The organism is Streptomyces sp. JK94 (assembly GCF_053613315.1).
Genome location: NZ_JBSICH010000028.1, coordinates 1 through 11,728 on the forward strand (window position 1 = coordinate 1; position 11,728 = coordinate 11,728).

At 72.2% G+C, this 11,728-nt stretch carries 10 protein-coding genes and 1 pseudogene; 8 read left to right on the plus strand and 3 right to left on the minus strand.

Annotated features, from left to right (window positions below):
• Positions 1–154: 154 nt before the first annotated feature.
• The 6 genes from nadE to ACVV2G_RS24185 all read left to right on the plus strand — a co-directional run bounded on the left by nadE (position 155) and on the right by ACVV2G_RS24185 (position 7,728).
• Positions 155–985: an NAD(+) synthase gene (gene nadE / locus ACVV2G_RS24160; protein WP_453844851.1), complete on the plus strand. Its 831-nt coding sequence runs from the start codon at positions 155–157 to the stop codon at positions 983–985.
• Between the two features lie 233 nt (positions 986–1,218).
• The gene (locus tag ACVV2G_RS24165) at positions 1,219–2,064 is read left to right on the plus strand and encodes an MIP/aquaporin family protein (protein WP_453844852.1); all 846 of its coding nucleotides are present in this window, start codon (positions 1,219–1,221) and stop codon (positions 2,062–2,064) included.
• Between the two features lie 24 nt (positions 2,065–2,088).
• On the plus strand, positions 2,089–3,606 hold the full coding sequence (gene glpK / locus ACVV2G_RS24170; protein WP_453844853.1) for a glycerol kinase GlpK: 1,518 nt from the start codon (positions 2,089–2,091) through the stop codon (positions 3,604–3,606).
• A gap of 254 nt (positions 3,607–3,860) precedes the next feature.
• Positions 3,861–5,504, plus strand: a complete 1,644-nt coding sequence (locus ACVV2G_RS24175; protein ID WP_453844854.1) for a PP2C family protein-serine/threonine phosphatase — start codon at positions 3,861–3,863, stop codon at positions 5,502–5,504.
• An 82-nt stretch (positions 5,505–5,586) separates the two neighbouring features.
• On the plus strand, positions 5,587–6,678 hold the full coding sequence (locus ACVV2G_RS24180) for an AI-2E family transporter (protein ID WP_453844855.1): 1,092 nt from the start codon (positions 5,587–5,589) through the stop codon (positions 6,676–6,678).
• 141 nt (positions 6,679–6,819) lie between these two features.
• Entirely contained in the window at positions 6,820–7,728 is a 909-nt protein-coding gene (locus tag ACVV2G_RS24185; protein ID WP_453844856.1) for an SMP-30/gluconolactonase/LRE family protein, read from the plus strand.
• Between the two features lie 39 nt (positions 7,729–7,767).
• On the opposite strand, the pseudogene ACVV2G_RS24190 reads toward ACVV2G_RS24185, so the two are convergent.
• Positions 7,768–8,392: pseudogene (locus tag ACVV2G_RS24190) on the minus strand (DinB family protein).
• Between the two features lie 333 nt (positions 8,393–8,725).
• Between ACVV2G_RS24190 and ACVV2G_RS24195 the strand changes: the two are divergent.
• Positions 8,726–9,586 carry an alpha/beta fold hydrolase gene (locus tag ACVV2G_RS24195; RefSeq protein ID WP_453844857.1) on the plus strand — a complete coding sequence of 287 codons (861 nt, stop codon included), beginning with the start codon at positions 8,726–8,728 and terminating at the stop codon, positions 9,584–9,586.
• 78 nt (positions 9,587–9,664) lie between these two features.
• On the opposite strand, the gene ACVV2G_RS24200 is transcribed toward ACVV2G_RS24195, so the two are convergent.
• Positions 9,665–9,868, minus strand: coding sequence for a cold-shock protein (locus ACVV2G_RS24200; RefSeq protein WP_019330262.1), 204 nt, complete (start codon positions 9,866–9,868; stop codon positions 9,665–9,667).
• A gap of 478 nt (positions 9,869–10,346) precedes the next feature.
• Here ACVV2G_RS24200 and ACVV2G_RS24205 point away from each other — a divergent pair, with 478 nt between their 5' ends.
• Entirely contained in the window at positions 10,347–11,111 is a 765-nt protein-coding gene (locus ACVV2G_RS24205; protein WP_453844858.1) for a L,D-transpeptidase family protein, read from the plus strand.
• A gap of 225 nt (positions 11,112–11,336) precedes the next feature.
• Here ACVV2G_RS24205 and ACVV2G_RS24210 read toward each other — a convergent pair.
• Positions 11,337–11,728: transposase (locus tag ACVV2G_RS24210; RefSeq protein WP_453844859.1), on the minus strand; the 392-nt coding region annotated here is incomplete at its 5' end.

The following is an 11,728-nucleotide window of genomic DNA, read 5'->3' on the forward strand; positions in this document are numbered from 1 at the left end:
CCAAACCACACCTTTCGGCGGACTGTGGTCGGGGGGGGTGGCACCCGGCGGCCACCCCGCACGTCGCGCTCCACGACACCGGCCGGCCCGTGTCCTGCGGGCGCCTCTGGGTAGGGTGAGTGAGAAGACCCCGTAAGTCGAACAAGGAGCGGAATTGAGCGAGCCGGCGTCCGTCGCCCTGCAACTGGAGATCGCCCGGGAACTGGAGGTCGCCGAGACCTTCGACGCCGAACGGGAGATCGAGCGCCGGGTGGCCTTCCTGACCGAGCGGCTGACCTCCACCGGTCTGCGCTGCCTCGTCCTCGGCATCAGCGGTGGTGTCGACTCGACGGTCGCGGGCCGTCTGTGCCAGCTGGCCGTCGAGCGGGCCCGGGACGAGGGGCACGAAGCGAGCTTCTACGCGATGCGGCTGCCCAACGGAGTCCAGGCCGACGAGCACGACGCCCAGCTCGCGCTCTCCTTCATCAAGCCCGACCACGTCCTGACGGTGGACATCAAGCCCGCGAGCGACGCCTCCCTCGACGCCCTCCTCGATGCCGACGTGGCCTTCCGTGACGCCCGTCACCAGGACTTCGTGCACGGCAACATCAAGGCCAGGCAGCGCATGATCGCCCAGTACGCGGTGGCCGGCGCGCGCAACGGCCTGGTCGTCGGCACCGACCACGCCGCGGAGGCGGTCTCCGGCTTCTTCACCAAGTTCGGCGACGGTGCGGCCGACGTCGTCCCGCTGACCGGCCTCACCAAGCGCCGCGTGCGCGCCGTCGGCGACGCGCTCGGCGCGCCCGCCGAGCTGGTGCGCAAGGTCCCGACGGCCGACCTGGAGGCCCTCGACCCCGGCAAGGCCGACGAGGACGCGCTCGGCGTCACCTACGACGAGATCGACGACTTCCTGGAGGGCAAGCCGGTCGCGGAGGACGCCTTCGAGAAGATCGTCGGCCGCTACCGGCAGACCGACCACAAGCGCAGGCTGCCCATCAGCCCGTGAGGGCCCCGGCTCACGGGTGACCGGGCCGGTCCGGCCGCACGGGTGACCGAGGCCGGTCATGCCGCCCGCATCGTGATGGTCCACTCGCCCGACCGGTACGTGACCGGTCGGGCAGGGGCGGTCGGCGGGGGGGCGGGGGCCTTCGAGTGCGATTCGTCCGTTATGCCCCTACTGTTTCGACTGAAGGGATCGGACGGTCGACAGCCGGTTCAGCCGGCGGAAGGTGGGCTTCCATGGCTGAACGGCTCAAGCGATCCGGCTTGCTCGGTGAACTCTCGGCCGAATTCGCCGGCACGGCGATCCTCATCCTCTTCGGCTGCGGCGTGGTGGCCCAGGTGGCCGCGGGCGGGGCTCTCACGGACCCGCAGGGCGGGCTCGGCGACCACGACAGCATCGCCTGGGCGTGGGGGCTCGGTGTCACCCTGGGCGTCTACGTGGCCGCGCGGCTGAGCGGCGCCCACATCAATCCCGCGGTGACCGTCGCCCTCGCCGCGTTCAAGGGCTTCCCGTGGCGCAAGGTGGCTCCGTACGCCCTGGCCCAGACCGCCGGGGCCTTCGTGGCGGCCCTGCTCGTCCGCTGGAACTACTCCGAGGCGCTGGCGAAGGCCGACCCCGGGCACACCATCAAGACGCAGACCGTGTTCTCCACGCTCCCCGCCAACGGGAACACCGCTCTCCCGGTCCACGAGTGGGGCGCCTTCCGCGACCAGGTCATCGGCACCGCCCTCCTGCTCCTGCTGATCCTGGCCATCACCGACCTGCTCAACACGCCGCCGGGCGCGAACCTGGCCCCCTTCGTCATCGGCCTCGTGGTGGTCGCCATCGGCATGGCGTGGGGCACCAACGCGGGGTACGCCATCAACCCGGCCCGTGACTTCGGCCCCCGGCTGGCCAGCTTCCTGACCGGATACGGAGGAGCCTGGCGGGACCAGTACGGGAACCTCTACTTCTGGGTGCCGATCGTGGGACCACTGATCGGCGGCGTGCTCGGGGCGGGTCTGTACAAGGTCTTCGTCGGCCGGTTCCTGCCGACGGCGGAGCCGGAACCGACGGGGCGCGTACCGGCGCCGGAGGACTGACACAGGCCGGAGAGGCGGCACACCATGGCGGACTTCATCGGCGCGGTGGACCAGGGGACCACCAGCACCCGATTCATGATCTTCGATCACGGCGGCAACGAGGTGGCCAAGCACCAGTTGGAGCACGCCCAGATCCTCCCCCGCTCCGGGTGGGTGGAGCACGACCCCGTCGAGATCTGGGAGCGCACCAACTCGGTGATGCAGAACGCCCTGCGCCACAGCGGGCTGTCGGGAACCGACCTGGCGGCCATCGGCATCACCAACCAACGCGAGACCACGGTGGTCTGGGACCCGCGCACCGGCCGTCCCTACTACAACGCCATCGTGTGGCAGGACACCCGCACCGACGCCATCGCGGCGCGCCTCGAACGGTCCGGGCGGGGAGACGTCATCCGCCGCAAGGCCGGACTGCCGCCGGCGACCTACTTCTCGGCCGGCAAGATCCAGTGGATCCTCGAGAACGTCGACGGCGTCCGCGAAGCGGCGGAGCAGGGCCATGCCGTCTTCGGCAACACGGACGCCTGGGTCCTGTGGAATCTGACCGGCGGCCCCGACGGCGGCATCCACGCCACCGACGTGACCAACGCGAGCCGCACCATGCTGATGAACCTGGAGACGCTCGACTGGGACGACGAACTGCTGGACTTCTTCGGCATCCCCCGGGCCATGCTGCCCGCCGTCCACCCCTCCTCGCACCGGGAGGCGTACGGCGTGGCCCGCACGTCCCGGCCGCTGCGCGCCGCCGTCCCCGTCCGCGGGGTGCTCGGCGACCAGCACGCCGCCACCGTGGGACAGGTCTGCTTCGCGCCCGGCGAGGCCAAGAACACCTACGGCACCGGGAACTTCCTGCTGCTCAACACCGGCACGGAACCGGTCCGCTCGCGGCACGGCCTCCTCACCACCGTGGCCTACCAGTTCGGCGACAGCCCGGCGGTCTACGCGCTGGAGGGCTCCATCGCGGTGACCGGGTCCGCCGTGCAGTGGCTGCGCGACCAGATGAAGATCATCAAGACCGCGGCCGAGAGCGAGGACCTCGCCCGTACCGTCGAGGACAACGGCGGCATGTACTTCGTCCCCGCCTTCTCGGGCCTGTTCGCCCCCCACTGGCGTTCCGACGCCCGGGGCGCGATCGTCGGCCTCGCCCGCTACAACGACAACGCGCACCTGGCACGGGCGACCCTGGAGGCCATCTGCTACCAGAGCCGTGACGTCGTCGACGCCATGGAGCAGGACTCCGGCGTCCACCTCGACGTGCTCCGGGTGGACGGAGGCGTGACCGCCAACGATCTCTGCATGCAGATCCAGGCCGATGTCCTCGGCGTCCCGGTCAGCCGTCCCGTCGTCGCGGAGACCACGGCGCTCGGTGCGGCGTACGCGGCGGGACTGGCCACGGGTTTCTGGCGGGACACCGAGGAACTGCGCAGTCACTGGCACGAGTCCAGGCGCTGGCAGCCCCAGTGGTCCGAGGACCGGCGCGCGGAGGGCCACGCCGGGTGGAAGAGGGCGGTGCAGCGCACACTCGACTGGGTCGAGGTCCCGTAGCGCCGACCCGGTCCGGCCGGCATCCGTCGCCGCGACGTCCTCCTCGCCTCCTCCCGCACCCCGGGGTGCGATGATCTGAGCGTCGGTGCTCGCCTTCGGAGCGCGTGACGAAGGCCGGGTGCGGAGGAGAGCCAGTGTTCCGTTCCGCGACGGACCGTCCTTCTGGCAGACGGTGAGGAGACCCAGTGTTCGGTCCGGACGGGAGCGGTTGCGCCGGAGAACGGGACGCGGGGAGGCCGCAGGAGCTCGACAGGATGCTCGATGCCCTCGGCGGCGCCGCCTACGCCGTGGACGAGCAGGGACGCATCGTCGCGGTCAACGCGGTCGCCGAGCGGCTGCTGGCCCGTTCCGCCGGGGATCTCGTCGGCAGTGACGCCCACGACCTGCTGCACCGCACCGCTGGCGGCGAGCCGTTGCCCAGGTCCCAGTGCGGCATGCGGCAGCCGTTCCTCTCCGGGCACACGGCCCAGGGCGAGCCGGACTGGTTCCTGCGGGGGGACGGGACCCTGCTGCCGATCGCCTGGCTGATCACCCCCTGCCGGATCGGTGACGCCGAGACCGGAACCCTCGTCGTCTTCCACGCCCCGACTCCTCATGACGTCTCCGGCGCCGGGTCGGCCAGGGACACGGGGCAGCTGACGGAACTGGACCGCCTGGCGCTGCTGGCCGAGACGACCACCCAGCTGACCTCCACCCTCTCCGTCGACGAGGCCATGCGCCGGCTCGTGGCGCTCGTACTGCCCCGGCTGGCCGACTGGGCCGTGATCGACCAGATCACCGAACGGGACGAGGTGTGGCGCGCCGCCGTGGTGCATGCGGAGGGCGGCGCCCTGGTGCACCGTACGGATCTGGAGGGCCCCATGGCCCCGGTGCCCGAGGCGTCCACGATGCCGCTGTCACGGGCTCTGCGGGGTGTCGCCTCGACGGTGACCGACTCCCGGACGTACCAGCGGTCCCCGGATTCCGGTATCGCCGTGGAGCAGCGCCGCCTGTTCGAGTCCACGGGCATCCAGTCGGCCGCCATCGCCCCGATCCGGGGCCTGCGCCAGGTTCTGGGAGCGCTGACCCTGGGACGCGACGCGGGTGCGCCGGCCTTCACCGCGGCCGATCTCACGTTGCTGGAGGACATCACGCGGCGGGCCGGCCTGGCACTCGACAACGCCCGGCTCTACGAGAGACAGCGCAAGGTGGCCGAGACCATGCAGCGCTACCTCCTGCCGCAGCTGCCGCGCGTGCCGGGGCTGCAGATGACGGCCAGGTACCTGCCCGCTCCCGACGCCTCGCACGTCGGCGGTGACTGGTACGACGTCTTTCCGCTGAGTGACGGCGGCACCGCGCTGGCCATCGGAGACGTCGTCGGCCACGACCTGGACGCCGCGGCCGGCATGGCGCAGATCCGCAACATCCTCCGCGCCTACGCCTGGGCCCACCAGGGGCCGCCCAGCCAGATCGTCCAGCGGGTCGACCAGGCGATCCTGCGCATCACCGACGTGCCCATGGCGACCATGGTGTTCGCGCACATGTCGGTGTGCGACGACGGCCAGTGGTCCCTGACCTGGTCGAATGCCGGCCATCCGCCGCCTCTGCTGATCACCGGGGAGGGGCTGGCCCGCTACCTGACGGGGGGTCACGGCCTGCTGCTGGGCACCGGGACCGAGCAGGAACGCCCCGACGCGTCGGAACTTCTGCCGTCCGGGTCCACCCTCGTGCTGTACACGGACGGACTCATCGAATCCCCGGGACGCTCCATCGACGAGGGGCTGGAAAGACTGCGCCGCCACGCCGCGGCTCTGTCCCGCCGGCCGGTGGAGTCGTTCACCGACGAGCTGCTCACGCGGGTGCGGCCCGCCGAGAACGACGACGACGTCGCCCTGCTGGCCCTGCGGCTGGTTCCCTGATCCGGCAGGAGGCCGGGCCCCTTCCGCTCCGGGCGGTTCACCCGCGGAAGAGGGCGACGGCCGCCCCTCTAGGGTGATCCCCATGTCTGCCAGATTGAGTTCCGCGAGGACCCGTGGTGCCCTGCGCACGTCCGCGCGTGTCTCCACCGAGTTGCTGCTGATATTCGTCCTGGTCACGGTGGTTCTGTGGCTCCTCGGTCGCATGTGGTCGGTCGTGTGGCCGGTGGCGATCGCTCTGCTCCTGACCACGTTGACCTGGCCCTCGGCCCGCTTCCTGCGGCGGCACGGCTGGCGCCCCGCGCCGGCCGCGTCGGCGGTGACCGTGGCGTTCCTGCTGGTCGCCGTCGGCGCCGTGGCGCTGATCGCGGTGCCGATGTCCTCCCAGACCGACGAGCTGACCGACGGCGTGGTGGAAGGGATCGGGCGGCTGCGCGACTGGGCCGCGGGGCCGCCGCTGAACATCGACGACGCCCAGATCACCAGTGCGGTCGACACGGCGATGGCCCGCGTCCAGGACAGCGTCGGCAGCATGGTCAGCACGGTGGCGACGGGGGTGAGCGCCGTGGTCAACGGGCTGATCACCGCGATCCTGGCCCTCTTCCTGATGTTCTTCTTCCTCAAGGACGGGCCGCGGTTCCTGCCGTGGCTCGCCCGCCAGTTGCCCGGCCGGCTCGCCACCGACGTACCGGCCGTGGCCCTGCGCAGCTGGGAGACCCTGGGCTCCTTCGTCCGCTCGCAGGCGCTCGTGGGTCTGCTCGACGCGGTCCTCATCGGCATCGGACTGTGGATACTGGGCGTGCCCCTGGTACTGCCCCTGGCCGTACTGACCTTCGTGTCCGCGTTCGTGCCCATCGTGGGCGCCGTGTTCGCCGGCTTCGTCGCGGTGCTCATCGCCCTGGTGTCGAACGGCCTCACGGACGCGCTGATCGTGCTGGCGATCATCGTCGGGGTGCAGCAGTTGGAGGGCAACGTGTTCCAGCCCATCATCCAGAGCCGCGGGCTCGGTCTGCACGCGGCGGTGATCCTGCTGGCGGTGACCCTGGGCGGCAACCTGTCCGGCGTGGTGGGCACGCTGCTCGCCGTACCGGTCACCGCGCTGATCGCGGTCGTCTGGAACTACGTACGCGATCAGCTCGGCGACCTCCCGGAGGAACCCGCGGCGGCCGACGCCTGAGGGGGCCGGCCGCCCTGTGGCCTGCCGGGCGGCCCGGGCCGCCATCCGCTCCGGGACCCGGCGGGCGCCGTCCGGTGGAGCGGTGTGATCGGTTGGCGCTACGTTGGCTCCGAGTCTGATCACTTCCGCCGAGAGGACACCATGCCCGCCGACGGCCCGTACGAGATCCTCGACGACCGGTTCCGCACCGGACGCTGTACGAACGGTGACAGCAGGCTGGAGGTCCTGCACGACGGCTGCCGCTGGGCCGAGGGCCCGCTGTACCTCCCCGCCTGGCGCCAGCTGATCTGGAGCGACATCCCCAACGACCGGATCCTGCGCTGGGACGAGGCCACGGGTACGGTCGGCGTCCTGCGTACCCCGGCCGGCCACAGCAACGGCAACACCCTCGACCGCCAGGGCCGCCTGGTCACCTGTGAGCAGGGCAACCGCCGTGTCACCCGCACGGAACCGGACGGGACCGTGACCGTCCTCGCCGACCGCTACGACGGCAAGCGGCTCAACAGCCCGAACGACTCCGTCGTCCGCTCCGACGGCACGATCTGGTTCTCCGATCCGGACTTCGGCATCGTCAGCGACTACGAGGGTCGTCGCGCCGAGTCCGAGATCGGCGCGTGCAACGTGTACCGGATCGACCCCGTCTCCGGGGACGTCCGGCTCGCCGCCGACGGCTTCGAGGGACCCAACGGGGTCATTCTGTCGCCCGACGAGAGGCGGCTGTACGTCTCCGACTCCCGGGCCGCCCGGATCCGCGCCTTCGACATCGGCGAGGACGGCACGCTGTCCGGCGGGGAGGTCTTCGCCGAGGCGGGCGGCGACGTACGCTTCGACAACATCCGCTTCGACGACGAGGGCCGGCTGTGGGCCGCCGCACTGGACGACGGCGTCCACTGCTACGACCCCGACGGCACCCTCATCGGACGGCTGCGCGTGCCCGAGCCCGTCTCCAACATCGCTTTCGGCGGCCCGAAGAACAACCGTCTGTTCATCACGGCCACGACCTCCCTGTACTCGCTGGTGATGTCGGTGACCGGCGCGCCCCGCCTCTAGGCCGCCCGACGGCCCGCTCACAAGGGGCGGCGGCCCGCGTCACCGCCGCCGTGCGCGGTACAGGTCCCGCAGCAGAGCGATCTCGGCCCCGTGGTGGAGTACTTCCTGGTTGACCCACCAGACGGTCTCCAGGAACGGGTCCTCCGGGTCGCTGCCGTGGGGGTACGTGCACCGGCCGACCTGGTCCAGCGCGCAGTCGTCGGCGGCCGTCAGCGCGTCCCGCCAAGCGGTGGCCCCCGCGGCGAAGGCCGCGACCGCCTCCGCCGCGCCCCCGCTGACCTCGTAGTCGTCGCGGGTCAGCGAGTGGGTGCCCGCCGTGTGGTCGGCCCGCAGGAAGAGCATCTCGCCGAGGTGGCTCAGCCGCCAGGCGAGGGTCGTGACGGGCGGCGGCGAGGGATGCGGGTGGGGCGCGGTGTCCCTGCCCCAGTCACCGGCGCCGGTGAGCCCGGTCGCGCGCGGCCCCGGCCCGTCCGCCCGCCCGCCACCGGACCGACCAGCAGCCGCCCGGCACGGGTTCCCAGAAGTACTCCTCGTCCGTCAGGGGACTCACGCCGGTCTCCGTCCCGTCCCCGCTGTCCACGACCGGTCCGGCCAGACGGCCGGTGAGGCGTTCGCAGGCGAAGTCGAACTGCTCCAGCAGCGGAACCAGGCGGGGCGGTGTCATCGAGCACTCCTACGACGGAACGGCGGGGGCGTGCCCCGGAGGGACGGAGGCCTTGGCGACCGGTCAGCCTGGCACAGCCGAGGGGCGGAGCGCGCCCCGTTTTCCGTCGCCGGACAGCCCGCGGGCCCCGCCCTCCCGGCCGCCGCGCCCCGTCGGGCGGCGCGCGGAGGTGCCCGCACCTCGCCACGGCGTCGCACGGGCGGTCCCGGCGCCGGTGCGCGCCTCGGTGCTTTGCGGACGCGGTGGACGGGGAACGCTCCGGTGGTCGTCTCCCACGGCGCCGGCCGGGCCTCGACGGCCGGTCGTCGGCGCCCGACCCACAGGAGTGTGCGCATGTCCGACTGGCCGTTGCCCGAGACGTTCGCCGGCAGTTCGGGTGCCGTCCGCTGGAACCGGCTGGGTGAAGCAGGCCGGCCGGCCCTGGTCCTGCTGCACGGCACGCCGTTCTCCTCGTACGTCTGGCGTGCGGTGGCCCGCTCACTGGCGCGCGACCACCAGGTGTTCGTCTGGGACATGCCGGGCTACGGGGAGTCGGAGAAGTCCGCGGGCCAGGACGTGTCCCTGGCCGCCCAGGGCCGGGTCTTCACGGAGCTGCTGGGCCACTGGGGTCTGGAACGGCCCCTCGTGGTCGCCCACGACTTCGGGGGCGCCGTCGCGCTGCGGGCCCATCTGCTGCACGGCGCCGGTTACCGGGCGCTGGCCCTGGTCGATCCGGTCGCGCTGGCCCCGTGGGGCTCGCCGTTCTTCCGGCTGGTCCGCGAACACGCCGAGGTCTTCGAGAAGCTGCCGCCGCCGCTGCACCAGGCCCTGGTCCGCGAGTACGTCGGTTCCGCCAGTGCCCCGGGGCTGCATCCCGCGGTCGCGGACCGGCTCGTCCGGCCCTGGCTCGGCGAGGCGGGACAGCCGGCCTTCTACCGGCAGATCGCCCAGGCCGACCAGCGCCACACCGACGAGATCCAGGACGGGTACGCCGGCATCTCCGTTCCCACGCTGGTCTGCTGGGGCGAGGAGGACACGTGGGTCCCGGTGGCGAAGGGGCGTGAGCTCGTCGCCGCCCTGCCCGGTGCCCGGTGGGAGCCGATCGCCCAGGCGGGCCACCTCGTCCAGGAGGACGCTCCCGCCGAACTCACGGCCGCGCTGCTCACCTTCCTCCGGCACCTCCCCGACGACCGCGCGGCGCTCGGGAGGCCGTGAGGAGAGCGGGTGCGCCACGGGCACGGGCCCGGAGCCCGAACGGCTCCCGGGCACCGTGCCCGTTCGGCGGTCTCCCGGTCAGGCGGGGGTGATGTTCTCCGCCTGCGGGCCCTTCTGGCCCTGGGTGATGTCGAAGGTGACGGCCTGGCCTTCCTGCAGCTCGCGGTAGCCGGTGGCGTTGATGTTGGAGTAGTGCGCGAAGACGTCGGGGCCACCGCCGTCCTGCGCGATGAAGCCGAAGCCCTTTTCGGAGTTGAACCACTTGACGGTTCCGCTGGCCATGCCTTTTGCCTTTCAGCCGTTATCGGATCCGCACCGCGCGAACCCGGAGGTGGTCGTCCTGGTCCTCCGGCACTGCACAGCAAACCGCCCGCACTCGGGCGCGGGCGGTCTGGGCGAACCACGACATCTGCTGCTGACGCTACACGGCATGTCCGAGCCTCACCAGTGAGTAAGGGGTGTGAGCGGCAACGATGTTGCGGAAACCGGGCCCGGGCCGGCGTACCGGAGCGGCGCCCCGCCCCGGTCACCGGCCGGGCCGGGCGCGCAGGGCCTCCGCGGCTCCCCCTCGCGGCGGTGGCGTCCGAGTCGCGCCCGGTGGTCGGGGACGTGCGGTCGACAGGGCCGCCCCGCGACGGCCGCCGGGGCGTCCGCCCCGCCACCGGCTGCGCCATCCGGGGGAGACGCCGAGGCGGCCGCACTCCCCGGTTCCGTTAGTGGTCAAGCAATGAGTAGTCCACACACGGAGTCGGAGGTCGATATGACCGTCAGGAAAGCGCTGGCCCTGCTGATGGGCGCGGTCGTCTGCACCGGCGTACTGGGAACCGGCTGCGCCCCACAGCAGTCGGGTGCGGCCCGGGGGGAACCCCGGGCGGCCGCCGGTTCCGCGTCGCAGCCGGCGTCCCCCCGCCCCGCTCCCCCGCGCTCGTCCCCCCGTCCTCTTCCGGGGGTCGGTCCGGCCATGCGGGCCCGTGTCCCCGACGCCACCCGGCAGGCCCTGGTGGTCACCGGCGCGACCGGGGGTTCGTCGCGGGCTCGGGCGGTGCTCTACGAGCAGGACCCCGCCCAGGGCTGGCGCGCCGTCGCCGGCCCCTGGCCCGCCCACAACGGCCTGCGCGGCTGGACCGACGCCCACGAGGCGGGCGACCTCCACACGCCCATCGGTGTCTTCCGCCTGAGCGACGCCGGGGGCAGGCTGCCCGACCCCGGCACCCGGCTGCCCTACGACCAGGACCCGGAGTTCGCCGTGTCGGGCACCGGACATCTCGGCGAGCCGCTGGAGGGGTCGTTCGACTACGTGATCGCCATCGACTACAACCGGGTGCCCGGCACCACCCCCCTGGACAAAACACGTCCTCTGGGCGAGGACAAGGGCGGTGGCGTCTGGATCCACGTGGACCACGACGGGCCGACCAACGCCTGCGTCTCCCTGAGCGAGGAGCACATGCGCGCGTTGCTGAGAGCCCTCGACCCGGACATGGAACCGGTCGTCGTCATGGGGCCGGAGTCGGTCCTGGGGCGGTAGTGCGCCCCCGTCCGGCGTCCACACGCCGTGGACGTCCGGAGCGCAACGCCAACGGAGCCCTGCGTGCCGCGGACCGGACCCGGCGTACCGGTTCGCGGCACGCGCCCTTGACGGGGCGGGGCGTGCTCGGCCCACTGGAGACGAGCCGGGCGTGTTCGGGGGGTGCCTCTATGTCTTTCGTCAAGGCATCCCTGTCGGTTTTGGGGTGGTTCGGGGTTGCTGGGGTTATGCAGCGAGCTCGACGTTTCTCGGTGTCCGAGACTCGTAGAAGGTGCCGTCGCGGAGCATGGCGAACAGGACGCTGATGCGTTGGCGGGCGAGGCGGAGGAGGGCCTGGGTGTGGGTCTTGCCGCAGGCTCGCTGGCGGTCGTAGTAGGTGCGGGAGGCGGGGTCGGCGTTCATGCAGGCGAAGGCGGACAGGAACATTGCCCGTTTGAGCTGCCGGTTGCCTCCCCGGGGCGCGTGTTCACCGTGGATCGAGGTCCCGGACGACTTCGTGGCCGGGGCCAGACCCGCGTAGGAGGCGAGGTGGGCGGCGGTGGGGAAGCTGGTTGCGTCGCCGACGGTGACCAGCAGGACGGCGGCGGTCCTGACGCCGACGCCGGGCATCGACGTCA